Below are 24,007 nucleotides of genomic sequence, written 5' to 3' on the forward strand. Positions count from 1 at the left end.
GCGACAGCACGGTCATTCACTCATAACGTGAGCGTTGCGGGTTTCGTTTCCGATCCGGTTTTGCCAACAGCGAACAGTCGCAGACCCCGCCGGTGCCGCCCCGATCCAAGGCCGTCGTCGCCCTTGAACGCCCGTTGCAGTGAAAACGACCGAATCCGTCCCGGTGTTCCCGAGAAGCCCGGCCCTCGGCGAAAGCGAAGCCGCGCACGTCGAACGCCACCGGTCTTCCGCCCCTCGAACCCCACCCTGTCCGACCGTAGGCGGACGCACGACCAGCATCGCGAGGGTCCCGCGCTCGAACCGGACACCGCCGTGGCGGAGGCGCCGACAGGGCATCACCGGAGGACCTCCGGCTACCAACCCAGCCACAGCTGAAGCGGGACCACCCACGCCCGTCGAACGCTCCGAGCCGAAGTTCGTTCGTCAACCAGCGTGTGGCCGAGGCGAGCGCGCAGGCACGCACGACAAGACCGTGCGCGGCCGGAACGAAGGCGAAAGACCGCCTAGCCCGTGAACGGCGGGACGTACTCGCACGGCACCTGCCGCGGGTGGGACGGGTCGAGCGCGTTCAGGACGAATTTGGCCGCTCGCGGGCTGCCCGCGATGCCCGCGTGTTCGGAGTAATCCTGGGCGCATCCGTCCTGGACCACGACATTGGTGACATTCGGCCCGGGAACCAGGCCTGCCGTGTACGGGACGACCGACTGGTCGAGCCGGGTCGCGATATTCGTGTAGTCGACGGCGGGGTGATAGACGCCGTCGGCGTTCATCAATTTCAGGAATGGGGAGCCCGCGATGACCTGGGCGCAGGCCTGGCACCACCAGGCGCCCACCGCGAGGTCGAACGCCGCGGTCACGCCGAGGCGGGCGGCGTAGGCGGCCGCGTCGCCGAGACCCGCCGCGTTGCTCCCGAGCCACGGTGGCGCGAGGCCGACCAGCTTGTCCACCTTGCTCGCGCCGCCGAGCCGCTTGATGTAGTAGTTGCCGATGAAATTGCCCTGCGAGTGGCCGATGAGGTCCACCTTCGCGGCACCGGTCGCGGCAAGCACACGGTCGACGAAGGCGGCGAGCTCGGGCCCGCTCTGCTCCATCGGCCGCAGACCACCGACCGCGGACATCGGCCATGGCAGGGGGTGCGCACCGTAGGTCAGTGCGTACACGCAGTAGCCCTCGTTGGCGAGCAAGGGCGCGTACACGCCCCAATTCGTCTGCGCCCCACCGCCGGTGCCGTGCACGAGGACCACCGGATTGGGGTGCTGGGCATTCGGACGGCAGGACCAGTTGTTCGAGCCCGGCAGCGATCCGCCCGGGCGGGACAGCTCGGCCGGGATGCCCGAGAAGAAGTCGTAGACGACTGGATAGCGATCGGCGTTCGCGGAGCCGGCCGCGCTGATCCACAGCGCGGCCAACATGAAGACAACAACGAACGGAACTGGAACACGTCGCATGGAGCCTCCAATTCTGGAAGTTGCTGAGAAGAAGCTACCGAGGACGTGTCCCAGTTACTGCCGATACCGGCGGGTAACTTTCGTAACCCGCCTACGGCCTGCGAATCAGCCGAGCCGGTGCGTCGCCGCAGCCGGCGCGGCGAAGGCGGTGACGCGCCGCGCGTCGTCCGAGCCCGCGGCTTCGCTCTTGCCCTGCTGGACGCCCGCCGCGAACAGCGCGCCGCACAGCACCAGGAAGGCCAGCGTGTGCACGACCGCGCGGATCACGTTGTAGCGCACCCAGGCGGACTCGTAGTCGGCTCGGACGGCGGCCATGTCGGCGATCTGCGACGGGTCGCCCGCCGCGGCCAGCTGGTCGTTGAGCGGGACGTTGAAGCCTGCGGTCACCGCGAAGGCGATCACGTTGAGCACCACGGCGATCGCGATCCAGACCAGGGTCGCCCGGTGCTCCTTGCCGAGGTGCAGCACCGCGGCGAGGATGGCGAATCCGACGGCGCCGAGGAACGCGATCATGAACCAGGGATTGATGATGACCACGTTGATCTTCTGCATCAGGTCGACGATGGTCCGGTCGTCGGAGCGGTTCAGCGCGGGCATCACCGAGATGGCGTAGGCGTAGAACACACCCGCGGTCAGACCCGTCGCCAGCACGGCCGCCACCAGCGCGGTTATTCTCAGCGCGAACATTCGATTTCTCCTGCCTCACAGTCCGGTCCGAGTCGTTCGGTCCGGCGTCGAGGACAAGTCAACCGTGAACGGGCCCGCCGCTCCATCTTCGAGACGCTCGGCTGCTTAAGTCGGCGTCCACGGGCGCGATGCGGTTCAGAGATCCCGGTCCGAGATGATGCCGCTCTGCATGGCCAGCGCCGCCAGCCGCACCCGCTTCTGGTTCTGCGGCAGGCTCTCCACGCCGAACTTGGCGAACAGCGCGCGCAGGTGGGTCTTGATGGCGTCGACGCTCAGGAACAGTTCCTCGGCGATCTGCTGATTGGAGGCCGGGGTCGCGAAGCCCGTGCCGTTCTTGTACGGACGGCACAGCGCGACGAGCACCGCGCGCTGGGTCTCGGTGAGCGAACGGAGCGTGGGAATCGAGCCGGTGGAGGTGCGGGTGGCGTCGTCGGCGACGGCGCCGAAATCGTGGAAGGAGACCAGCGAGGTGCCCACCCGGATCTTGTCGCCGGCCATCAGGCGGCGCCTGCCGACCACGCGCTCCCCGTTGACGAAGGTGCCGTTACGGGAAAGACCGTCGTCGACGATCGTCCAGTGCGCGCCCAAGTATTCGATCGACGCGTGCAGCCGGGACACCTCGGCGTCCCAGCGCAGCGCCAGATCGGCCTGCGGTGAGCGGCCGATGGTGACGCGCTGCTGATCCGGGCTCAACAAGAGCTCCTGCTGACGGCCCGAATCATCGGTGAATCGCAACAATGATCCGACGAATCCAGTCACTGCGCCGATACCTCATCTCTCCATACCGCCAGTGACGACCTTCGCACGTTTCCATGGTGCCCCGTCCGGGTATCACGAGCAAGATCGTCAACCCAGTCGACATCCTCGTCTCGCGCGCGGCCCGAGCGAATGCGAAGGTGCGCCTGACCGGCGCCGCCGGACGAAGTCCGTCCCGAGCCTCGCGCATGGCCGGAGCGAATGCGAAGGAACGCCCATATCGAAGAACTATCACAAACGCTGCTGCCGCCCGGGCGTCGCACGATTCGCCCAGGCGGCAGCGGTCGGAAAAGAACTAGCCCTTCGCGGCCTTGTTGTACGCGTCGGTGATGTCGGCGGAGATACGGCCGCGGGCGGAGACCTTGTGGCCATTCCGGCGGGCCCACTCGCGAATTGCCGCACTTTGTTCCCGGTCGATGGAGACCCGGCTCTTCGGGGCGGCGGCGGTGCCCGCGGCGGCCTTCACGCGGCGGCGGCCGCTCACCCGACGCGCGCTGGAAACCCACTGCTCCAGCCCGTCACGCAGCTTCGCGGCATTTGCCGACGACAGGTCGATCTCGTACGACACACCGTCGATCGCAAACTCGATGGTCTCGTCCGCGATGGACTCACCGTCGACATCGTCGATCAGGCTAACGGTGACCTTCTTTGCCATGAGATGAACGTCCTCTCGAAATCGTGCGACCCGCATACTAGGCCGATTACCCGAGGCAAGAATACCTCGAATTCGGAAAATTCCAAGACGAGACTTCGGCTATCGAAACGAACCCGACTCTGTTTGATTTGCGTGTTCGCCTGCCGCTGCCTGGTTACGCTCCGGCACCGTCTCCGCGCCGGTCGCTCACACCTCGCTGAGTGACCGGACGCACAATTGGGAACAGTATCGTTTCGCGGATTCCCAATCCCGTCAGTGCCATCAACAACCGATCGATTCCCATACCGGTTCCCGTTGTCGGCGGCATGCCGTGCTCCATCGCGGCAAGGAAGTCCTCGTCCAGCGCCATTGCCTCGTCGTCGCCCTGCGCGGCCAGCCGCGCCTGATCCACGAACCGCTCGCGCTGGATCACGGGATCCACCAACTCCGAATAGCCGGTGGCCAACTCGAAGCCACGGACATACAGATCCCACTTCTCGGTAACTCCGGGCTTGCTGCGGTGCTGCCGAGTCAGCGGTGAGGTCTCGACCGGGAAGTCACGCACGAATGTCGGCGCATAGAGCTTGTCGCCGTACTCGTGCTCCCACAGTTCTTCGACAAGTTTGCCGTGACCGTAGCCCTTGCCCTCCGGAATTTCCAGTCCAACCCGATCGGCGAGTGCCAGCAATTCCTCGACCGAAGTTTCCGGGGTGACTCGGACACCGAGCGCATCGGACAGCGAAGGGTACATCTCGACGGTTGCCCACTCGCCCCGAAGATCGTATTCGGTACCGTCCGCGAGGGTTACCACCTGTGTGCCGAAAGCCTCTTGCGCGACTTCCTGCACCAATTCCCGGATCATCTTCGCGGAGTCGTCGTAGGTGCCATAGGCCTCATACGTTTCCAACATTGCGAACTCCGGCGAATGCGTGGAGTCGGCGCCTTCGTTGCGGAAGTTCCGGTTGACCTCGAAGACCTTCTCCAAACCGCCGACCACGCAGCGCTTCAGGAACAGTTCCGGCGCAATGCGCAGGTAGAGGTCCATATCGAGGGCATTGGAACGGGTGACGAACGGCCGGGCCGCCGCGCCGCCGTGCAGCGTCTGCAGCATCGGCGTCTCCACCTCGAGGAACCCGCGGCGTTCCAGCGCGGCGCGCAGCGCACGCACCACAGCGACCCTGGTGCGGGCCATCTCCCTGGCCTCGGGACGCACGATCAGGTCGACATAGCGCTGCCGGACCCTCGACTCCTCGTTCATCTCCTTGTGCGCCACCGGCAACGGCCGCAGCGCCTTCGCCGACATGGACCAGGAATCGGCCATAACGCTCAATTCGCCCGTGCGCGAGGCGATGACCTCACCGTGCACGAAAACGAAGTCACCGAGGTCGACATCGGCCTTCCAGGCCGCCAGCGCGTCCGCTCCGACGCCGTTGAGGCTGATCATGGCTTGCAGCTTGGTGCCGTCGCCCTCCTGCAGCGTGGCGAAACACAGCTTGCCGGTATTGCGCAGGAAAATGACGCGCCCCACGACGCCGGCCTGCTGACCGGTCTGGGTGTCGGCGGGCAGATCGGGAAAGGCGGCCCGAATATCGGCCAGTGTGTGCGTTCGCGCGACGACCACGGGATACGCCTCGACGCCGTTCGCGAGCAGCCGCTCACGCTTCTCCCTGCGAATCCGCATCTGTTCCGGAACGTCGTCTGCTTCCGGGGCGGGACGGCTGGTTTGCGCCGCAGGAACCGAACCCGCGGAGCGACCGGACGAGGGCGTGTTCGGGGTGCTCACATCGGACAACCCTAGCGTGCACCGGAAATCGTTTTGCGGCCTGCCCGGGCTCCGCCCGATAGTAACGAATCGGCATCGGTTTCCGGCACGCACCCCGGGCGCGTTTCAGCGGGCCGCCTTCGGAACGAAAGCCGCCGGAAAACCGAAACCGATTGCGCTACCTCCTATTTCGAGATAGAAGGAATCGCGCGGTGAATTACAACGAGGCGAGCGAGGTGACCTCACGAGCGAAGTGCGGCGCCCGGCTGGCGATGGTGAGCAGGCCCGCCGCCTTGAGCGCCTGGTAACCGCCGATCAGATCGGTGGCCCTGTGTAGCCCGAGTTGTTGCAGCGAGGCGGCGGCCAGGCTGGAGGTGTAACCCTCGGAGCAGACGACGATCCATTCCACATCGTGATCCGCGGCCAGTGCCAAACGCGCCGAACTGGTCGGATCGAGCCGCCATTCCAGCACATTCCGTTCGATCACCAAGGCGCCGGGCAGCGTTCCCTCCCGGCCCCGCTGCGCCTGCGGACGGATGTCCACCAGAATGGCGCCCCTGGCGAGCGCCGCGGGCAATTCGAACGCGTAGATCCTGTCGAGTTGAGCACGCGCGTTGTCGAGCATCTGATCGATGGTCAAACTGCTCATGCCTGCACCTCGCTGGCGCTCGGTTCCGGCATGCGCAAGGCGCGCTGACTCATGGTTCGCTCACTTCGTTCGCTCATCAGATATCACCTTCGGGCTGGTCGGTGAGGACGGTTCGGGTGCGCCGCAGGGTGCCGTGGCCGGTCACCTCGTAGTAGGACATGGCGGTCAGCGGCGGGGAATACGCGTGCACGCTCAGCGTCGGGTCGAGCGGGCCCGCGGATTCCGCGGCGGCCGATGCGCGCATCACGTCGTGCACCCAGCCGATGGGGAAAGAAGCCTGATCGCCCGCGGTCAGCGTGCGGCTGCGCAATTCCGTTCCATTCCAACGGAATTCCGAGAGAGCGCCACTGAGCACGGTGAGCGCGCCCAGCGATCCGGCGTGATCGTGCAATTCGGTGGACTTGTCCGGCGTCCAGCTGATCAGCCAGACGTCGACCTCGTCGTCGGAGAGCAGCCGGGTCGCCCAGCGCTCGTCGGCGGGCCAGACGCCGCCCGTGGGCAGCAGATGGTCGTAGCGGCCCGCGAGCACGTCCTCGGCGCCCTCGTCGGTCAGCCGGAGCAGATCGGCGGGGCGAAGCCGGGTCGGGAGTGCGGGCGCAACTGCGCGATCCACCGGCGGCCGGGCCGACAGGCTGTCACGTGCTGACGTAAGGGAAAGAACAGAGGAACGCATGAGCGCATCTCCAGGAGGTGGGGATCGGTCGAGGGACTCGCGGTCGGCCTCGATCGGTCGAGGCCGGAATCAGCCTCGACAACACTCCTGGGTGCTCACACGGAAAGACACGTCGGCGAGTCTAGCAGCGGTGTTCGCGGGAGCAACAGTCCCTCCCGGGGTGATCCACGCCCCACCCCGGGTTCCGCGATCAGGATTTGCGGCGCTGCTGGTTGCGTTCGTAGACCAGGCGCAGGCCGGTCAGCGTCAGGTGCGGCTCGTGGTGTTCGATCGTCTCCGATTCCGGCACGATCAACGGCGCGCTGATGCCGGTGGCGACCACGGCCACATCGTCGCCCGCGAAGGCGTCGAGTTCGTCGCGGATCCGGTCGATCAGACCGTCCACCAGCCCGGCGAATCCGAATACCGCACCGGACTGGATCGCCTCCACGGTGTTCTTGCCGACCACCGAACGCGGGCGCGCCAGCTCGACGCGGCGCAGCGCGGCTCGCTCGATGAGCGCTTCACTGGAGATGGCGACGCCCGGCGCGATGACGCCGCCGAGGAACTCGCCCTTGGCGGAGACCAGGTCCACGGTGGTCGCGGTGCCGAAATCGACCACGATCGCGGCCGAGCCGAAGCGCTGCTGGGCGGCGAGCGCGTTCACGATCCGGTCCGCACCGATCTCCTTCGGATTGTCCACCAGCAGCGGAATGCCCGTCCGCACACCGGGTTCCACGACCACGTTCGGCACGTGCGACCAGTACCGCTCCAGCATGGCGCGCAGTTCGTGCAGCACCGGCGGCACCGTCGACAGCGCCGCGACGCCTATCACCTCGTCCAGCTGGGCGCCGACGAGTCCGCGCACCTGCATGGCGAACTCGTCCGCGGTCAGCAGTGGATTGGTGTGCATCCGCCAGTGCCGCGCCAGCTTGGCGTGCGAGCCGCTGCCGGAGAACAGGCCGAGCTCGATGCTGGTGTTGCGGACGTCGATGGTCAGCAGCATTGCTCACCCGACTTTCGAATTCGGCGCCGTCAGGCGAAAACCACGGGGATGGCAGCCGGCGAAGCCGGCGGGGCGGGTGAGCGCAGCGAGCGTGGCGAGGTGAGGCCGGAGCCCTCAGGGGCGTGCGCCGGATCGGAGCCGAGCTCGATCGGGCGGTTGCGCTCGTCGACGAAGACGACCTTGGGGTCGTATTCGGCGATCTCCTTTTCGTCCATCATCCCGTAGGCGATCAGGATCACCAGGTCGCCGGGGTGGACCAGGTGCGCGGCGGCGCCGTTGATGCCGATGACGCCGGAACCGCGCTCACCCGCGATCACGTAGGTCTCCAGGCGGGCGCCGTTGTCGATGTCGACGATGCAGACCTGCTCGCCCTCGAGCAGATCGGCGGCGTCCAGCAGATCCTGGTCCACCGTCACCGAGCCGACGTAGTGCAGGTCGGCGTGGGTCACGGTGGCGCGGTGGATCTTGGACTTCATCATGGTGCGCAACATCTTCGTCGTCGCCTTTCTAGAAAGCTGCCGGTTCCGGCTGGGATGCGAGAGTGGGGTGGCCGTCGATCGGGGCGCCGAGGGTGACGGCGACGTTGTCGATCAGCCGGGTGGCGCCGACCTTGGCGGCCACCAGCAACCGGGCATTGCCGGAGACAGGGGCCGGGCCGAGGGTCGAGGAACGCACCTCGAGGTAGTCGACGTCGACGCCGGGCACGGCATCGAGCACGGCGCGGGCGGCGGCCACCACGCCCTCGGCGCCCAGGCCGCCCGCGTGCCTGCCCGCCGACAGCGCCGCGGAGAGGGCGAGCGCGGCCTCGCGCTGCGCCGGATCGAGATAGCGATTACGCGAGGAGAGCGCGAGACCGTCCTGCTCGCGCACGGTCGGCACCGCGACGATCTTCACGTCGAAGTTCAAGTCGCGCACCATCTGCCGGATCAGCGTGAGCTGCTGGTAGTCCTTCTCGCCGAAGAACGCCTCGCTCGGCCGCGCGATCTGCAGCAGCTTGGCCACCACGGTGAGCATGCCGGCGAAATGCGTCGGGCGGCTCGCGCCCTCCAGCTCCGCGCCGACCGGGCCGGGCTGCACCGTGGTGCGCGGACCGTCGGGGTACATGTCCGACGCGCTCGGGGCGAACACCAGGTCGACGCCCTCGGCGCGCAGCAGCTCCACGTCGGCGTCCAGGGTGCGCGGGTACTTGTCCAGGTCCTCGTTCGCGGCGAACTGCAGCGGGTTCACGAAGACGGAGACGATCACCACCTGATTGGTCCGCTTCGCGCGGCGCACGATCTCCAGGTGTCCCTCGTGCAGCGCGCCCATGGTCGGCACGAGACCGACGGTGCGGCCGACGCCGCGCAACGCCTTCGCCACCGCGGCGACCACGCTCGGGTCGTGGTGCACGGTCAGTTCGCCGGCCCGGTAGGCGCTCTGCTCGATTCGGCGCTCCCGGGGCCCTCCGTGGTTACGCATGCTGCCTCCTCCGGGCCCGTCGCTCGCGCCGGGCAACTTCGGATCCATCAACGGCGTCCTTCCAGAAGCTCGATCAGGGCGGGATTGGTTTTGGCTCGTTCGGCGGTGCGCAGCGACATGGCGCGATACCCGGCGGCGAGCCTGCCGTCCACGGCGGCAATGGCGTCGAGGTGGGTCGCGACGGCCTCGGCGTCACCGCGCGCCACCGGGCCGGTCAGCGCGGCCTGGCCGCGGCGCAGCGCGTTGTCCAGCGCCGCCGACGCGAGCGGGGCGAGCAGCCGCTCGGCCAAGCCGTTCGGCTGGTCGTCCACGATCTGCTGCCCGAGCAGACCGGGACCGGACAGTGCCTCGCGCAACGCGTCCACCGCGTCGAGCACGACCGTCACCAGATGATTGCTGCCGTGCGCGAGCGCCGCGTGATAGAGCGCCCGGTGCTCCTCCGACACGCGCACCGGCTCGCCGCCCATCTCGATCACCAGCGACTGCGCGATCGCATAGCCGATGTCGTCGGCGGCGGTGATGCCGAAGCAGGCATTGCCCAGCCTGCTGATGTCCTCGTCGTGGCCGGTGAAGGTCATCGCGGGGTGGATCGCCAGCGGCAGCGCGCCGACCTCGGCCAAGGGCGCGAGCACGCCGACGCCGTTCGCGCCCGACGTGTGCGCCACGATGGTGCCGCGCCGCACCACGCCCGCGGACGCCAGACCGCGCGCCAGCCCCGCCAGCTCGGTATCGGGCACCGCCAGCAGCAACAGCTCACTGCGCGCGGCGACCTCCTCGACCGGCAGGATCTCCGAATCGGGCAGCCGAAGCCGGGCACGATGCTTGGAGGCATCGGAAATGGCCGAGACGCCGAATACGACGTGCCCGGCTCGCTCGAGCGCGGCGCCGAGCGCGGAACCCACGCGTCCCGCCGAGACGATTCCCACCGTCAGGCGTGCGGGCGCAGGGTCGAAGCCCGAAGCCGCGTTGTCAGAAGTCACACTTCTCGAGGTCAACACTGTCCTCTCGATGTCGTTCCAGTCCCGCGCCGCGGGTACCAGACGTTACGACCCGAGGATATCGGCCCGAAGTTTGCCGATGCCATGCCCCCCGACCGTGATTTGAAGAACAGTGTCTTTGGCGCGCTGGCGCGCGCGGGTTCGTAAGACTCGCCCTGGGGGTGGCTGGGAGCGCGGGGGTCGGCCTGTTTGTTCCTAGGTTTCGCGACTGGCGTGCGCAGCGTTCGTGTCGCTTGCCAACGGTCGTGAAGGTTGTCAGCCGTGGCCGTTCTGTTCCGACTGGAGGTTGGCCATGATCTCCGCGACCGAGAGGCGGCGGGAGGCGTTGCCGGAGTCGGTGTCGGGGTCGACGCGGCGGCGACGGCGGGAGCTCGCGGTGCCGACGGTGGGTGCGGGCTGCGGGGTGGGTAGTGGTCCGATGGTCGGGCGCGGGGCGGAGTCGCCGTCCATCGGGGGGAGGCGCGGCGGGACGGACGATTCGGCGGGCGCTTCCTGGCGCTCGACCGGGTCGGTGAAGGCGTCGGACCAGCCGCCGGGGACGCTCGCCTGCTCGGGAGTGTGGGTGCGGTGGTCGGTCGCGTCGTTCCGGTACCCGTTCTGGTACTGGACGTTCGGGTATCCGGCGTCCTCGTAGTCGGCGTACTCGTCGTCGCGGTAGTCGCCTTCGGGGTAATCGGCTTCGGAGTAGTCGTCTTCGGGGTAGTCGTCTTCCGGGTAGTCGTCGACCGAGACGACCGCGGTCTCGGCGGTGACCGGCTCGTCGAAGGGACTTGCGAAGACGGGGGGCGCCGGGTGACCGGGTTCGAAGATCGGGGTCACCGCGCTGCGCGAGTGCTGCTGGTGCGGACCGGCCCATCCGTTGGCATTCGCGGAGCTATCGTTCGCCGGATCGCCGTAACCGCTCGTCAACTCCTGGATTCGGGTGGCATCGGCGCGCAGTGCCGGGCGATCCATCGGCAGATCGCCGTCGAAGAGGCGTTGCAGACTCTGCCGCAACACCGTCAACTCGGCCCGCAGCGCGGCCATCTCCGCCGCGTCGGCGCCCACTTCCTCGCGCACCCTGGTCTCGACCCCGAGCTCGTATTCACGCCGCGCGGTGATCTCGCGCTCGAGCTGCAGTTCGTACACCGTCTGCAGATCACGCACTTTCGCCTTGTCGACATCGGCGTCTTTGCGGTACTTGGTGGCGGCCAGCGCGCCGATCGCGGCCGCCCACAGGGCGGCGATCAGACCGATCCTGATGAACTGCAGGCTATTGCTGAACACCAGGAAAACACTGGCAATCAGACCGAGCAGTATCACAGCGCCGACGAACAGTTTTCCCGCTTGATCCCGTCGTGGACGGGAAGTGCTGCTACGGGAGGGTGAAACCATGCACGCCAGGGTAGCGGGGTTGGCGGTCCACGCCCAGAAACTGGTCTGTCGCTTCCATTCGGAATATTCGCTAAGTAGTTGCCGGTTCGTCCGGCGGCTCGTCGGGCGCCCGGCAGCAATACTCGAGCCACAGCGCGGCGGCCACCAGCGCGATGCCTGCCAGCATGCCGACGATCGCGCCGGGCGAATCGGCGGCGGCCGCGCGCAGGGTGCCGCGCTGCGGGAAGACCCAGCACAGGAAACCGAGCCAGACGCCTGCCGCGATCGAACCCACCTGTAGCGACGCCTTCGCCAGCGCCACGGCGCGCGCCACGGTGATCGGATGCAGCTGGTGCCGACCGTCCCCGATCTCTTGGTCGTTGACCCTGGCGCGGATGACGAAGGCGAGCGCCACCTCGATGGCGGCCACCGGATACAGCGAAGCGCCCGCGTAGACGGAGATCGGCGGGAAGTTCGCGTAGGCGACCCTGGTGGCGATCCACGCGACGACCGCGGCGATCAGCACGTTGGCCCCGAGATCGAGCGCACGGGTCGGCTTGAGTTTCACGACGCGGCTCCCCCCGCGGTCCGGTGCAGCGACAGCTCGGTCCGGTGCACGCCTGCGCGCTCGTCGGCGGCGAGCGCGGCGAGCCATTCCCGGATCGGCCGGTCCACGCCCTCGACGGTCAGCCGCGCCTCGGGTTCCACGTCCAGCCACGGGATCAGCACGAAGGCTCGGTTGTGCGCCTGCGGATGCGGCAGCGTCAGCTCCGGATCGGCGCTGACGCACGGCACCGGCCCCGACGGACCAGGCTCGGCGCACCACACCACGTCCACGTCGAGAGTGCGTGCGCCCCAACGCACCTCGCGCACCCGGTGCGCGGCCCGCTCGAATTCCTGTCCACGGCGCAGCCAGCCGAGACAGTCCAGCTCCGGATCGTCCACCAGCACTACGGCATTGAGGAAATCGCCTTGGTCTACGCCGCCCCACGGCGCGGTCGAGTAGACCGGCGACACCGCGACGACGCGATCCGCGAGCCCGTCGACCACACTGCGCAGATGCGCGAGGCGATCCCCCATGTTCGAGCCGATCGACAGGACGGCGCGACTCATTCGGCGCCCTCGCGGACGCGTGCGGTCACCACGCGAACATCGGCGAAGGTGTGCGGGATGGGGGCCGACGGCTTGTGCACCACCGCCTCCACCGCACGGATGCGCGGATCGGTCATCACATCGTCGGCGATCTCGGCGACCACCGTCTCGATCAGATTGCGCGGTGTGCCCTGCACGATCCGCACCGCACGCTCGGCCAGCGCGCCGTAATCCACCGTGGCGGCCAGGTCGTCGGAGGCCGCGGCCGCCGTGAAATCCACCCACACGGTGAGATCGACCACGAACTCCTGGCCGTCGCGGCGCTCGTGCTCGAAGACCCCGTGGCGTCCGAACGCGCGCAACCCGCGCAGCTCGATCCGGTCCGGCCCGGACGGTAGAGCGCGATGCTCCCCCGGTCGGCCCTCGTGGGTCACCGGTGCGGTGGGCGGGTTCATCCGAGGGCTCCTCGCGAGGTCGGCCGGGCGGCACGCTGCCAGGCGTCGGTGACGGCGATCGCGTCCAGCGAGGCGCGCACGTCGTGCACGCGAACTCCCCAGGCGCCGTGCAGAGCGGCCAGGGCCGAGACCGTGGCGGTGGCGACCTCCCTGCCGTCCGGCGGCCGCGGGCCGTCGGCGTCGGCGAGCAGGGCGCCGAGGAAGCGTTTGCGTGAAGCGCCGATGAGTATCGGCAGGCCGTCGGCGACGAATTCGGGCAGCGCGCCGAGCAGCGCCCAGTTGTGGTCGGCGTTCTTGGCGAAACCGAGACCGGGATCGAGGATCAGCCGCGACGGGTCGACCCCCGCGGCGGCGGCCAGCTCGACCTGCGCGGTCAGCTCGGCGCGCACCTCGGCCACGACGTCGTCGTAGTGATCCGCCGGGCCGGTGTGCCGGTAGTCCGCGCCCGCCCGCCAGTGCATGAGGATCCACGGAACATCAGCGGCGGCAACGACTTTCACCATCTCGGGATCGGCGCGACCGCCGGAGACGTCGTTGATCACCGAGACGCCCGCGTTCAGCGCCGCCTCGGCCACACTCGCCCGCATGGTGTCTACGCTGGTCGGCACGCCCGCCGCCACCAGACCGCGAATGACCGGCGCGACCCTGGCCGCCTCGGTCTCCGGGTCGACGCGGTCCGCGCCCGGCCTGGTCGACTCACCGCCGACGTCGATGATGTCGGCGCCCGCCCGGTACAGCTCGATGCCGTGCTCGATCGCGAGGCCACGATCGAGATAGCGCCCACCGTCGGAGAACGAATCGCTGGTGACGTTCACGACGCCCATCACCACGCAGCGGCGGCCGCCGCGCGCTATGACGTTCGTGCGACCGGACACCGCGGCCTCCCTCACCGGCGCAGGATCAGTTCGAGTGCCTCGGCGCGCGAGGCGGCGTTGGTCTGCAGCAGGCCGCGCACGGCCGACGTGGTGGTGCTCGCGCCCGGCTTGCGGATGCCGCGCATGGCCATGCACAGGTGCTCGGCCTCCACCACGACGATCGCGCCGCGCGGCTCCAGCTTGCGCATGATGGCGTCGGCGATCTGGCTGGTCAGCCGCTCCTGCACCTGCGGACGTTTGGCGTAGAGGTCGACCAGCCTGGCCAGTTTGGACAGGCCGGTGACCCGGCCGTGCTCGCCCGGGATGTATCCGACGTGGGCGACGCCGTGGAAGGACACCAGGTGATGTTCGCAGGTGGAGTACATCGGAATGTCGCGCACCAGCACGAGCTCCTGGTGTCCCTCGTCGAACGTGGTGTTCAGCACCGCGTCCGGCTCCTGGTAGAGCCCTGCGAAGGTCTCGCGGTAGGCGCGCGCCACGCGGGCGGGCGTTTCGATCAGGCCGGGACGGTCCGGATCCTCACCGATCGCGATCAGCAATTCCCGAACGGCAGCTTCGGCCCGGTCCTGGTCGAACGGCCGCCCCGTCTCGAGTGCGACCAGTTCGGACCGGGTCGGCACAGGCGCGGAATCGTAGCGCTCGACCTCGTCGCGACCGTTGAGCGCCGAGCCGACGGCTTGGTTGTTGGCCGACAATCGAGGACACCTCCAAAATCTCGGGCGCCGGCAATCACTCGGCACCCCGATGGTCGAGCGTAATCGGCGCCCGCTCAGCGCCGTCCGTTCGGTCCATCCCACTCATGGTTCTCGCCCTCGCCGCGCTGGCTGGAACGACCCGGCTCCTCGTAGCCGTCGTGGCCGTAGCCACCGCGCTCCTGGCCGGAAGCGTCCTGCTGCGGGTTGCTCCACGGCTGGTAGCCGTGCCGGGACTCGCCCGGCTCGCTCCAGCCGCCGCCGTAACCCGGCTGGCCGGCGGGCTGCTGCGATTCCTCCCGCGGCGGCCAGCCCGGGGCCGACCAACCGGCCGGAGCGCCGTAGTCCGGACGCGAGCCGTGCGTGCCGCCCTGACGCGGGTACGCCTGGGTCGGCGCATGCGGCGCCGGGTAGCCGCCGGACGCGGGCTGGCCCGGGTAGCCGTACTGCGGCTCGGGGTGGCGGCCGCCGTCCTGCGGATAACCGTTGGCGGGCACGGCCTCCCGCTGAGTGGCGGCGGCCAGCGACGGCTGCACCGGCTCCGGCGGCCAGGACTCGCCGCGTTCGGCGGCCATCTCGCCCGGCGTCTTCACCGGTGGCTTGTCCGAGGGGACGCGCTCGCCGAAGTCGTTGAACGCGGTGATCCTCGGGCGCTTCTCCACCGCGGCGAGGACCTCCTCGAGATCCTTGCGGTGCAGGGTCTCGCGCTCCAGCAGAGCGGTGGCCAGGTCGTCGAGCACGTCGCGGTACTCGTTCAGGATCGCCCACGCCTCGGTGTGCGCGGCCTCGATGAGGTTGCGCACCTCCTCGTCGATCTCGCGTGCGACCTCGTGCGAGTAGTCCGAGCCCATGCCCATCGACCGGCCGAGGAACGGGTCGCCCTGCTCCTGGCCGTAGCGGACGGCGCCCAGGCGCGCGCTCATACCGTACTCGGTGACCATCGCGCGGGCGATCTTGGTGGCCTGGTCGATATCGGAGGACGCGCCGGTGGTCGGCTCGTGGAACACCAGTTCCTCGGCCGCGCGGCCGCCCATCGCCATGACCAGGCGGGCGATCATCTCCGAGCGGGTCATCAGGCCCTTGTCGTCCTCGGGCACCGTCATGGCGTGGCCGCCGGTGCGGCCGCGGGCCAGGATGGTGACCTTGTAGACCGGCTCGATGTCGGGCATCGCCCAGGCCGCCAGGGTGTGGCCGCCCTCGTGGTAGGCGGTGATCTTCTTCTCGTGCTCGCTGATGATGCGGCTCTTGCGGCGCGGGCCGCCGATCACGCGGTCGACGGATTCCTCCAGCGACTCACCGGTGATGACCGCGCCGTTCTCGCGTGCGGTGAGCAGCGCGGCCTCGTTGATGACGTTGGCCAGATCGGCGCCGGACATGCCGACGGTCCGCTTGGCCAGGCCGTCCAGGTCGGCCTCGGTGGAGATCGGCTTGCCCTGCGAGTGCACCCGCAGGATCGCGCGGCGACCGGCCAGGTCGGGGTTGCTTACCGGGATCTGCCGGTCGAAGCGGCCGGGGCGCAGCAGCGCGGGGTCGAGGATGTCGGGGCGGTTGGTCGCGGCGATCAGGATGATGCCGGTGCGGTCGCCGAAGCCGTCCATCTCGACGAGCAGCTGGTTCAGCGTCTGCTCGCGCTCGTCGTGACCACCGCCGAGGCCGGCGCCGCGCTGGCGGCCGACCGCGTCGATCTCGTCGACGAAGATGATGCACGGGCTGTTCTGCTTGGCCTGCTCGAACAGGTCGCGCACGCGGGAGGCGCCGACACCGACGAACATCTCGACGAAGTCCGAACCGGAGATGGTGAAGAAGGGCACACCCGCCTCGCCCGCGACGGCGCGCGCGAGCAGCGTCTTACCGGTGCCGGGCGGGCCGTAGAGCAGAACGCCCTTGGGAATCTTCGCGCCCAGCGCCTGGTAGCGCACGGGGTTCTGCAGGAAGTCCTTGATCTCGTAGAGCTCTTCGACGGCCTCGTCGGCGCCCGCCACGTCGGCGAACGTGGTCTTGGGCATGTCCTTGGACAGCTGCTTGGCCTTGGATTTGCCGAAGCCCATCATGCCGCCGCGGCCGCCGCCCTGCATGCGGGCCATCACGAAGATGAACAGGCCGAGCAGGATCACCATCGGCAGCACGAACAGCAGGATCTGGGTGAACCAGCTCTCCTGCTTGACCTCGGTGTTGTAGGGCGCGCCGGACTTCTGCACGGCGTCGAAGATCTGCGCCGAGGTCTCACCGCCGCCCGGGTACTTCGCGATGATCTTGTTCTGGCCGCCGGTCGCGTCGTTGCCGTTGTTCAGCTCGATGCGCAGCTGCTGTTCGCGGTCGTCGATCTGGACGTTCTTGACGTTGCCCTTGTCGTCCAGCTGGCTCAACGCAACGGAGGTATCGACGCTCTTCCAGCCGCGCGTGTCATTGCCGAAGTAGCTGAACGCATAGATCACGAGCAAGATGCCCGAGACTATGGCCAGGGTGCGGAACACTGTCTTGCGGTTCATAGAGCGTAGGCCGGGCGGCCAGTCCTTTCCGGTGTCTCCGGGTTCTGCCTAGCGAAACGTCGGGCGCGTCGTGGTGCATTCCGCCCGGTCCTACCCGATTCCGGGAGGGTTCGGATGCGGACAAGCCACGTTACCGCGTACGGTCTACTCGATACATCGCGCAGTTCGGCAGTTGGTGCAGTTCGACAGGTAAACGGTCGGAGGACGACGGTGGTTCCCGATTCCTCGCTCCGGTTTACCTCGAGTGGTCACAATCATGGCATGTTCGGCCTATCGTGAGCGACGACACAACATCGCGGCGCGACCGACGGGCACAGAGGCGGACCCCAAAAGGCCCCGGGAGCGCCGCGCGAAACAACACAGCGGCGTGAACGATGGGCACGAAGGCGGCAGCTTGTGTACGACCCCGAAGGGCCTCGGGAAGACCGCGCAATACAACCGCACGCAATACCAGACAGCGGTGTGAACGATGGGCACGCGGCGCCGCGGAACAGAGACGACAGCGGCGCGCGAGCGACACAGGGACGTGACGGCTCGCATCACGACGAAGAGCCCCGGGAACACCGCACCTCGGACCAGAGCGCAGGGGGTATGGACATAGTCGAGCTACGGACACCCACAGCGATAGTGCGCCACGGCCGCGGACGGCTGATCGTTCTGCGACCGGGCAGCGAGGGCGAGCGCGTCTTGGACGTGCCGGTCACCGACCTGCTCAAGGTACGACTCAGCCGACGCGCGGACGACGCCGTCGTCATCGAGATCTATCTGCGCTATCCGACGCCGGTGCTCACGGGCGTACCCGCCGACCGCACGCCGCTTCCCGTACTGATCGCCGAGCACGACGTGCCCGCGGCGGCCGAGATCGTGGAGCGGATCAACGACCAGATCATGGCCGCCCAACGCATCGACGTGGCGGCGCCCGACCTGAGCCCGCCCGCGCCGACCTGGACCAAGACCGGTCCGACCCGCGCGGACGTGGATCGCGCGGTGCGCAGGATGGCGCCGCGGCGGGAGGCCAAGCCCGCGATCGCGGCGCTGCATCGCTACGTCACGGCCGACGAGTACGTACTGGAGACCGCGGTCACCGTGGCGCACCCGCCTGTCGGCACCGGTCCCGGCCTGCTCGCCGTGACCACCGGACGCCTGCTGTTCATCTCGATCGGTCCCGGCGACCGCTACGCGCACGAGCTGCCCATCCCGGCGGTGCTGTGGGCCAGGTCCACCGAGGGCGCGCCCGTTGCGCCGGGCGAGATCGGCGCGGCACGCGGCGAGACCGGCGTCGAGGTGCACGACGGCAACCTCACCATGCACTTCACCGGCACTGACCGCGCCGACACCGAGCGGGTGACGTGCGCGGTGAACTTCGCGGTCCGCCGCGACTCCGCCGACGGCGCGGCCGGGCCCGCCGATCCCGGTGTGGCGCAGCTGTATTCGGAATGGGAACTGCTCGTCGAGCGGCATTCGCTCGGCATGGTCGACGACGGGCAGTTCCAGCGCTACGGCCGCGGAATCCTGCGTTCCCTCCCGGACTCCGTAGCGACTCCCTGACCGCGCATGCCTGCGCCTCGCTGACGCTCGGCTCAGGCATGCGCGGAGCGCGCTGGCACATGGTTCGCTCACTACGTTCGCTCACGCCTGGTCCGGCCCCTTGTCGTTCAGCGCGATGCGGCGCCAGGGGCTGGTCGGGCGGGTCCACAGCCGAAGCAGTTCCATGCGCCGGTCCACGCCGCCGTTCTTGAGTTCGGCCAGGTCCTCGCAGGCCTGCCAGTAGGTCCATCCGGCGAGATAGGCGTCGCCGAACTGGCGCCAGTTGCGGTATTTGCGCTGCGCCAGCGGCAGTGCGCGCATGAGGTATCCCCAGGCCACGTCGGCTTCCAGATAGCCCGCCGTGAACGCCATGCGCGCGACCGCGACGACGCGAGCCAGATCCCAGGCGTGGATGTCGGTGGGCAGCGGGCGAGCCAGGTGGTCGGTGAAGCCGATCTTGATGGCCTGGGACCAGATGTCGTAGTCGCGGACCAGCGCCTCGGGGTTGTCCATGCCGCGGAACGAGCCGACCTGGCGCAGGAACGCGCGATGCCGGTCGGCGCGTTCGCCGAAGCGGTCGCGTTCGCTGGCGTTGATCGACGCCATGACGAGCGGATGCACCATCGCGTAAAGGGGAGCGTGCATACCGTCCAGCAACTGCTCCATCGACGCCTGCGCCTCGGTGCCGTCGGTGATGCCCCAGGCGCCGGTGAGGGTGTCGATGGCCAGCTCCCTGCGATCACCGAGCGGATGCTCCCGTTCGGGACCGAGCAGCAGGGCGTCGTGGAAGGCGTCCCAGCGGGCGGAGTAGAAACCGCCGAGCGAGAGGGCGCGCAGCTCGTCGTCGGATATCGCGGCACCGGACCAGTGGTCCTCTTCCCGCTTGTCGAGCTCTTCGTACGGGAAGGTCGTCAACGTGGGTATACCGCGGGGTGGCATGCCTCCGATTGTTCCCCATGGATCCGCTCTGGGCTGTGCTTATCGCCGACGCGTCCGCATCTTCGCGAGCGATGTCCCCAACTTCGCGAGAGAATTTCGACGCGCCTGTTTCTTGCCCTGACGCATCGGCGGACAGAGGGCTACTGTGCACGCATGTGTAAGAGCATCACCGTCCTGCGTGGCCTGGAACCTGCCGCTACCGAGCAGGAAATCTACGCTGCCGCACTGCAGTACGTGCGCAAGGTCGGTGGGGTTTCCGGCCTCAGCAGCACGACCAAAGCGGCCGTGGACAAAGCGGTGGCGACCATCGCCGCGGCGACAACGACGCTGCTCGCGGAGCTGCCGGACACCACGATCGCGCCGTCCACCGAACCGGCGGTGCGGCGATCCGAGCTGGACTAGACAGGGCCTAGACCCCGTAGGCCTCCACGCAGGCGAGCGCGACCTCCAACGGCAGGCTGCGCTGCTCGATCGGATGGCCGAGCAGTTCCTCGATCCGCTGGATTCGGTAGCGGACGGTGTTCTTGTGTACCCCGAGCAGTTTCGCCGTGGCCTCCGGGCTGCGATGACTGGCGAGGTAGGCGTGCAGGGTCCGGCGCAACCGGACCGCGTTGGCGTCGGAGCCGGCGAGCTCGCGCAGCTCGCGGTGGATCAGGCCGCGCATGGCGGCCTCGTCCGCTCCGGCGAGATAGGCGATCTCGACATCGCGGTAGGCGGTGACGCGCGTCCCGTCACCGGGGGCCAGCTCCGCGACGTGCCGCGCCGCGACCGCTTCCCGATGGCTGGAGCGGAAACCCTCCGCCCGCGCGGCGGGCACCCCGACAGCGATCCGCACCGGCGCGGACACGTGGGCGGCGAGGAGCTTCTCGAGCCTGCCGGGAGCGGCGAGATCGGAGGCGTGCGCCGCGTCGTCGAGACCGGCCCACGCCCACATCCCGCTGGCCCCGGAGGGCACGGTGAGCAGTAGCGCGCTGCCGAGTTCGGCGGCCACCCGCGCGGCTGCGCGGTCGAGCAGCCCGGTCGACTCCCCGTCACCGCCGGGTTCGGATTCGTCGGTCCACAGCACGAAAGCGAGATGCTGCCTGCCGAGCCGGTAACCGAGCCGGATCGAGGCCTGGTCGGCGTCGATGTCCTCCCCGGACAGCAGCGCGTGCACGGTCTCGGTGCGCCGGTTCAGCGCCGCGCGCAGCACCCGCTCACGCTCCTCCATATAGGTGTCGGTGAGCAGTTCCACCGACATGCTGACCCATTTGGTCGACCGGTCGAACAGCCGCAGCATGACGGCGCGCTCGATCTCCTGCGGTACGTCGCGCTGCTCGACGGCGTCGGTCATGTAGTCGAGCACCGCCTCCATGCCCGCGTGGTAGGTGCGCAGCAGCAGTCGCAGGTCGAAGCCGCGGCGGGCGATGGTGCGCGCGAAGGCGTGCGCTTCCTCGGGTAACGCGAATTCGAAGGTGTCGCTGGTCAACCCGCTCAGCATGGTCCTGGCGTGCGCCCTCGTGCTCGCGGCGAGGTCGCGGCTCATGTCGCGATCGGCCAGTTCCGGCACCCGCGCGACGATCGCGCCGTCGAGCCGGTCGACGACCTGATCGAGCGTGTCGGTCCGCATCGTCTCGTAGACGTAGTCGGCCAGCCAGTCGCGCACCACCGCGCTGTTCGGCCCGACGCGAACGCCCGGTCCCGAAGCGCCGGACGCACCTTCGACATTTTGTACTTTCGACACAATTCGACCCGTTCCGCTTGACAAGATGGGCCAAGAAACTCGCTCACCATTGTGTCACGATCATAGTTCAGTGAGCTGGTTCACAGCGCCGAGCGACTGGGCGCACACAACGTCAGTGGGAGAACAGCAGTGACCAACACCGAGTCCTCGCCGAGCACGGCGAAGAAGGCGTCCGCGCGCAAACCTGTCGCGAAGAAGGACGCGCCCGCCGTCATCGAGGTACGCAATCCCGGCACCGGCCAGATCGTCGGCACGGTACCCGCGCAGAGCGCCGACGAGGTCGCGGCGAAGGTGCGCGAACTGCGGCTCTACCAGCCGGAGTGGGAGGCCATCGGCGCCGAGGGCCGCAAGGAATGGCTGCTGAAACTCCAGGACTGGCTGATCGACAACACCGAGCATCTCGCCGACGTGCTCCAGTCCGAGACCTCCAAGCCGCGCGCCGACGCCCTCATCGATCCGTCCTTCGGCGCCGACCTGATCGGCTACTACGCGCGCCGCGCAGGCAAGTTCCTCGCCGACGACCACCCGTCGCCGCACAGTCCGCTGGCCCGCGTCAAGAAGCTCACCACCGCCTACCGGCCGTACCCGGTGGTCGGCGTCATCACCCCGTGGAACTTCCCGCTGGCCATGCCGGTGATGGACGTGATCCCGGCGCTCGCCGCGGGCGCCGCGGTGATCCTCAAGCCGTCCGAGGTCACCCCGCTGTCCGCGCTCGAATTGGCAAGGGGCTGGGCGGAGATCGGCGCGCCGCCGGTGTTCACCGTGGTCACCGGCGCGGGCGAGACCGGAGCCGCCGTGGTCGGCAATGCCGATTACCTCCAGTTCACCGGCTCCACCGCTACCGGCCGCAAGATCGCGGCGGCGTGTGTGGAGCGGATGATTCCGTACAGCCTCGAACTCGGCGGCAAGGATCCGGCCATCGTGCTCGCCGACGCGGACCTCGATCGCGCGGCGCACGGCATCGCCTTCGGCGGCATGTTCAACGCGGGTCAGGTGTGCATCTCGGTCGAGCGCGTCTACGTCGAAGCGCCCGTCTACGACGAGTTCGTCGCCAAGCTGACCGCCAATGTGCAGGCGCTGCGCCAGGGCATCGACGGTCGCGAGCTGAAGCACGACGTGGGCGCGCTGGCCAACGAGAACCAGGTGAACATCGTGCAGCGCCACGTCGATGAGGCGGTCGCGGCGGGCGCGAAGGTGCTCACCGGCGGCAAGCGCACCGGCCAGGGCACCTTCTTCGAGCCGACGGTGCTCGTCGACGTGGATCACAGCATGTCGTGCGTGGCCGAGGAGACGTTCGGCCCGACGCTGCCGGTGATGAAGGTCGCCGACGAGGCCGAGGCGATCCGGCTGGCCAACGATTCCGTCTACGGCCTGTCGGCCTCGGTGTGGACCGGTGACAAGGAGCGCGGCGAGCGCATCGCCCGCCAGCTGAACGCGGGCGCGGTGAACATCAACGACGTCTTCGCCAACCTGTTCAGCTACGCGCTGCCGATGGGCGGCTGGGGGCTGTCCGGCGTCGGCGCGCGCTGGGGCGGTGCCAACGGCGTGCGCAAGTACTGCCGCCAGCAGGCGATCACCAAGCCGATCCTGCCCACCCAGCAGAAGGAACTGTTCTGGTACCCGTACCAGAACATCAAGCTGCTCACCGCGCTCGGCGCCATGCGTGCCGCGGGCGCGCGCGGCCTGCGCCGCATCGACATCCCCGCACTGCTGAAGCTCAAGGGAGACAACAAGTGACCGACCCGGCGAAGATCCGAGGCAAAGTCGTCGTCATCACCGGCGGCGCTCGCGGCATCGGCCTGGCCACCGCCAGCGCGTTGCAGGCGCTCGGCGCCAAGATCGCGATCGGCGATGTCGACGAGACCACCGTCAAGGAATCCGGCGTCGCGCGCGGCTTCGAGCTGTACGGCAAGCTCGACGTCACCGACGCGAACTCGTTCGAGTCGTTCCTGGACGAGGTCGAGCGCACCCTCGGCCCGATCGACGTGCTCATCAACAACGCGGGCATCATGCCGACCGGCAAGCTGGTCGACGAGCCGGATCAGATCACCCGCCGCATCCTGGACATCAACGTCTACGGGGTGATCCTCGGCTCCAAGCTGGCGCTGGCCAGGATGCTGCCGCGCCGCAGCGGGCACGTCATCAACGTCGCCTCGCTCGCGGGCGAGACGCACATCCCCGGGCTGGCCACCTACAACGCCAGCAAGCACGCGGTGCTCGGCTTCACCGACACTCTCCGCGAGGAGTACCGCGACACGGGCGTGCGTTTCTCCTCGGTGCTGCCGACGCTGACCAACACCGAGCTCGGCTCCGGTGTGTCCGCGCCGAAGCTGCTGCGGCCCGCCGAGCCGGAGGAGATCGCCGACGCGATCGTCGGGCTGATCGAGACGCCGCGGTCCAAGGTCAGGGTCACCGCGGTGGCCGGGATCATCTCCCAGGTCGTCGGCCTGCTGCCGGAAGCCGTCGGCGACGGTATCGCGCGGGCGCTCGGCTCGAGTCGCGCGTTCCTCGACGACGTGGACGCCGACAAGCGCAAGGCCTACGAGGAACGAGCACGGGGCGTGTAAAGCCACCCGGGCGGGTCGGAAGGCGCTGTGATCACGGTTTGCCGTCGATCACAGCGCCTTCGTCATGTGTGCCGGATGTCGCACCCGGCGGGGTGGCTGGTGGCAGCCGCCGTCACTCGTTCTATGCAACCATACGGTCAAATTGTGACCAATATCACTCATTTCGGCCGTAACAAGATCCACCCGGTCAGCGACTGGTTTCTGTTCGGTGACTGAGTTAGCGGATCGCGCGGGGCCGTCCACAA

Annotated in this window: 24 protein-coding genes; 4 read left to right on the forward strand and 20 right to left on the reverse strand. The window is 68.5% G+C overall.

Annotated features, from left to right (window positions below; genetic code table 11):
- Positions 1-503: 503 nt before the first annotated feature.
- The 18 genes from AC3EO7_RS12845 to ftsH all read right to left on the reverse strand — a co-directional run bounded on the left by AC3EO7_RS12845 (position 504) and on the right by ftsH (position 17,006).
- Positions 504-1,448, reverse strand: a complete 945-nt coding sequence (locus tag AC3EO7_RS12845; RefSeq protein WP_431967293.1) for an esterase/lipase family protein — start codon at positions 1,446-1,448, stop codon at positions 504-506.
- Positions 1,449-1,553: 105 nt separating this feature from the next.
- Complete coding sequence (locus AC3EO7_RS12850; RefSeq protein ID WP_431967295.1) at positions 1,554-2,135, reverse strand: anthrone oxygenase family protein; 582 nt, start codon at positions 2,133-2,135, stop codon at positions 1,554-1,556.
- Positions 2,136-2,270: 135 nt separating this feature from the next.
- Entirely contained in the window at positions 2,271-2,894 is a 624-nt protein-coding gene (locus tag AC3EO7_RS12855; protein ID WP_435591275.1) for an FHA domain-containing protein, read from the reverse strand.
- A gap of 292 nt (positions 2,895-3,186) precedes the next feature.
- Positions 3,187-3,546, reverse strand: a complete 360-nt coding sequence (locus AC3EO7_RS12860) for a histone-like nucleoid-structuring protein Lsr2 (RefSeq protein ID WP_357461563.1) — start codon at positions 3,544-3,546, stop codon at positions 3,187-3,189.
- A gap of 154 nt (positions 3,547-3,700) precedes the next feature.
- Positions 3,701-5,206 (reverse strand): lysine--tRNA ligase, encoded by a 1,506-nt coding sequence (gene lysS / locus AC3EO7_RS12865; RefSeq protein WP_435591318.1) that lies wholly within the window; start codon positions 5,204-5,206, stop codon positions 3,701-3,703.
- A 298-nt stretch (positions 5,207-5,504) separates the two neighbouring features.
- Positions 5,505-5,927 carry a rhodanese-like domain-containing protein gene (locus AC3EO7_RS12870; protein WP_431967445.1) on the reverse strand — a complete coding sequence of 141 codons (423 nt, stop codon included), beginning with the start codon at positions 5,925-5,927 and terminating at the stop codon, positions 5,505-5,507.
- Between the two features lie 85 nt (positions 5,928-6,012).
- Positions 6,013-6,609 carry a cysteine dioxygenase gene (locus tag AC3EO7_RS12875; protein WP_435591276.1) on the reverse strand — a complete coding sequence of 199 codons (597 nt, stop codon included), beginning with the start codon at positions 6,607-6,609 and terminating at the stop codon, positions 6,013-6,015.
- 190 nt (positions 6,610-6,799) lie between these two features.
- Positions 6,800-7,594, reverse strand: a complete 795-nt coding sequence (locus AC3EO7_RS12880) for a type III pantothenate kinase (protein ID WP_431967302.1) — start codon at positions 7,592-7,594, stop codon at positions 6,800-6,802.
- Positions 7,595-7,623: 29 nt separating this feature from the next.
- Positions 7,624-8,085 (reverse strand): aspartate 1-decarboxylase, encoded by a 462-nt coding sequence (panD, locus tag AC3EO7_RS12885; RefSeq protein ID WP_431967304.1) that lies wholly within the window; start codon positions 8,083-8,085, stop codon positions 7,624-7,626.
- Between the two features lie 16 nt (positions 8,086-8,101).
- Complete coding sequence (panC, locus tag AC3EO7_RS12890; protein WP_431967306.1) at positions 8,102-9,052, reverse strand: pantoate--beta-alanine ligase; 951 nt, start codon at positions 9,050-9,052, stop codon at positions 8,102-8,104.
- Positions 9,053-9,099: 47 nt separating this feature from the next.
- On the reverse strand, positions 9,100-10,032 hold the full coding sequence (locus AC3EO7_RS12895) for a Rossmann-like and DUF2520 domain-containing protein (protein WP_435591277.1): 933 nt from the start codon (positions 10,030-10,032) through the stop codon (positions 9,100-9,102).
- Positions 10,033-10,305: 273 nt separating this feature from the next.
- Complete coding sequence (locus AC3EO7_RS12900) at positions 10,306-11,316, reverse strand: DUF6779 domain-containing protein (protein ID WP_435591278.1); 1,011 nt, start codon at positions 11,314-11,316, stop codon at positions 10,306-10,308.
- Between the two features lie 178 nt (positions 11,317-11,494).
- Complete coding sequence (locus AC3EO7_RS12905; RefSeq protein ID WP_431967312.1) at positions 11,495-11,971, reverse strand: DUF3180 domain-containing protein; 477 nt, start codon at positions 11,969-11,971, stop codon at positions 11,495-11,497.
- Complete coding sequence (gene folK / locus AC3EO7_RS12910) at positions 11,968-12,516, reverse strand: 2-amino-4-hydroxy-6-hydroxymethyldihydropteridine diphosphokinase (RefSeq protein WP_435591279.1); 549 nt, start codon at positions 12,514-12,516, stop codon at positions 11,968-11,970. Before folK ends, AC3EO7_RS12905 begins: the two co-directional genes overlap by 4 nt.
- Positions 12,513-12,950 (reverse strand): dihydroneopterin aldolase, encoded by a 438-nt coding sequence (folB, locus tag AC3EO7_RS12915; protein ID WP_431967316.1) that lies wholly within the window; start codon positions 12,948-12,950, stop codon positions 12,513-12,515. Before folB ends, folK begins: the two co-directional genes overlap by 4 nt.
- Positions 12,947-13,774: a dihydropteroate synthase gene (gene folP, locus AC3EO7_RS12920; protein ID WP_431967447.1), complete on the reverse strand. Its 828-nt coding sequence runs from the start codon at positions 13,772-13,774 to the stop codon at positions 12,947-12,949. Before folP ends, folB begins: the two co-directional genes overlap by 4 nt.
- Before the next feature lie 62 nt (positions 13,775-13,836).
- Positions 13,837-14,445, reverse strand: a complete 609-nt coding sequence (gene folE / locus AC3EO7_RS12925) for a GTP cyclohydrolase I FolE (protein ID WP_431967449.1) — start codon at positions 14,443-14,445, stop codon at positions 13,837-13,839.
- A gap of 149 nt (positions 14,446-14,594) precedes the next feature.
- The gene (gene ftsH / locus AC3EO7_RS12930) at positions 14,595-17,006 is read right to left on the reverse strand and encodes an ATP-dependent zinc metalloprotease FtsH (RefSeq protein WP_431967318.1); all 2,412 of its coding nucleotides are present in this window, start codon (positions 17,004-17,006) and stop codon (positions 14,595-14,597) included.
- A 591-nt stretch (positions 17,007-17,597) separates the two neighbouring features.
- Here ftsH and AC3EO7_RS12935 point away from each other — a divergent pair.
- Entirely contained in the window at positions 17,598-18,554 is a 957-nt protein-coding gene (locus AC3EO7_RS12935; protein WP_431967320.1) for a hypothetical protein, read from the forward strand.
- Between the two features lie 81 nt (positions 18,555-18,635).
- On the opposite strand, the gene AC3EO7_RS12940 is transcribed toward AC3EO7_RS12935, so the two are convergent.
- Positions 18,636-19,472 (reverse strand): DUF1266 domain-containing protein, encoded by an 837-nt coding sequence (locus AC3EO7_RS12940; RefSeq protein WP_431967322.1) that lies wholly within the window; start codon positions 19,470-19,472, stop codon positions 18,636-18,638.
- Positions 19,473-19,625: 153 nt separating this feature from the next.
- Here AC3EO7_RS12940 and AC3EO7_RS12945 point away from each other — a divergent pair, with 153 nt between their 5' ends.
- Positions 19,626-19,874, forward strand: a complete 249-nt coding sequence (locus AC3EO7_RS12945) for a DUF2277 domain-containing protein (protein ID WP_431967324.1) — start codon at positions 19,626-19,628, stop codon at positions 19,872-19,874.
- A gap of 7 nt (positions 19,875-19,881) precedes the next feature.
- Here the strand turns inward: AC3EO7_RS12945 and AC3EO7_RS12950 are convergent, their stop codons facing one another.
- Positions 19,882-21,195: a PucR family transcriptional regulator gene (locus AC3EO7_RS12950; RefSeq protein ID WP_431967326.1), complete on the reverse strand. Its 1,314-nt coding sequence runs from the start codon at positions 21,193-21,195 to the stop codon at positions 19,882-19,884.
- 129 nt (positions 21,196-21,324) lie between these two features.
- Between AC3EO7_RS12950 and AC3EO7_RS12955 the strand changes: the two genes are divergently transcribed.
- Entirely contained in the window at positions 21,325-22,932 is a 1,608-nt protein-coding gene (locus tag AC3EO7_RS12955) for an aldehyde dehydrogenase family protein (RefSeq protein ID WP_431967328.1), read from the forward strand.
- The gene (locus tag AC3EO7_RS12960) at positions 22,929-23,762 is read left to right on the forward strand and encodes an SDR family oxidoreductase (protein WP_431967330.1); all 834 of its coding nucleotides are present in this window, start codon (positions 22,929-22,931) and stop codon (positions 23,760-23,762) included. The genes AC3EO7_RS12955 and AC3EO7_RS12960 overlap by 4 nt, the downstream gene beginning before the upstream one ends.
- The last annotated feature ends 245 nt before the right edge of the window (positions 23,763-24,007 follow it).

The sequence above is a fragment of the Nocardia sp. bgisy118 genome (assembly GCF_057708605.1).

Excerpts from the sequence above, each read along its gene's own strand:
- AC3EO7_RS12845 (WP_431967293.1), bottom strand. The coding sequence starts at position 1,448 with ATGCGACGTGTTCCAGTTCCGTTCGTTGTTGTCTTCATGTTGGCCGCG.
- AC3EO7_RS12850 (WP_431967295.1), bottom strand. The coding sequence starts at position 2,135 with ATGTTCGCGCTGAGAATAACCGCGCTGGTGGCGGCCGTGCTGGCGACG.
- AC3EO7_RS12860 (WP_357461563.1), bottom strand. The coding sequence starts at position 3,546 with ATGGCAAAGAAGGTCACCGTTAGCCTGATCGACGATGTCGACGGTGAG.
- lysS (WP_435591318.1), bottom strand. The coding sequence starts at position 5,206 with ATGCGGATTCGCAGGGAGAAGCGTGAGCGGCTGCTCGCGAACGGCGTC.
- AC3EO7_RS12875 (WP_435591276.1), bottom strand. The coding sequence starts at position 6,609 with ATGCGTTCCTCTGTTCTTTCCCTTACGTCAGCACGTGACAGCCTGTCG.
- AC3EO7_RS12880 (WP_431967302.1), bottom strand. The coding sequence starts at position 7,594 with ATGCTGCTGACCATCGACGTCCGCAACACCAGCATCGAGCTCGGCCTG.
- panD (WP_431967304.1), bottom strand. The coding sequence starts at position 8,085 with ATGTTGCGCACCATGATGAAGTCCAAGATCCACCGCGCCACCGTGACC.
- panC (WP_431967306.1), bottom strand. The coding sequence starts at position 9,052 with ATGCGTAACCACGGAGGGCCCCGGGAGCGCCGAATCGAGCAGAGCGCC.
- folK (WP_435591279.1), bottom strand. The coding sequence starts at position 12,516 with ATGAGTCGCGCCGTCCTGTCGATCGGCTCGAACATGGGGGATCGCCTC.
- folB (WP_431967316.1), bottom strand. The coding sequence starts at position 12,950 with ATGAACCCGCCCACCGCACCGGTGACCCACGAGGGCCGACCGGGGGAG.
- folP (WP_431967447.1), bottom strand. The coding sequence starts at position 13,774 with ATGGGCGTCGTGAACGTCACCAGCGATTCGTTCTCCGACGGTGGGCGC.
- ftsH (WP_431967318.1), bottom strand. The coding sequence starts at position 17,006 with ATGAACCGCAAGACAGTGTTCCGCACCCTGGCCATAGTCTCGGGCATC.
- AC3EO7_RS12935 (WP_431967320.1), top strand. The coding sequence starts at position 17,598 with ATGGACATAGTCGAGCTACGGACACCCACAGCGATAGTGCGCCACGGC.
- AC3EO7_RS12940 (WP_431967322.1), bottom strand. The coding sequence starts at position 19,472 with ATGCCACCCCGCGGTATACCCACGTTGACGACCTTCCCGTACGAAGAG.
- AC3EO7_RS12945 (WP_431967324.1), top strand. The coding sequence starts at position 19,626 with ATGTGTAAGAGCATCACCGTCCTGCGTGGCCTGGAACCTGCCGCTACC.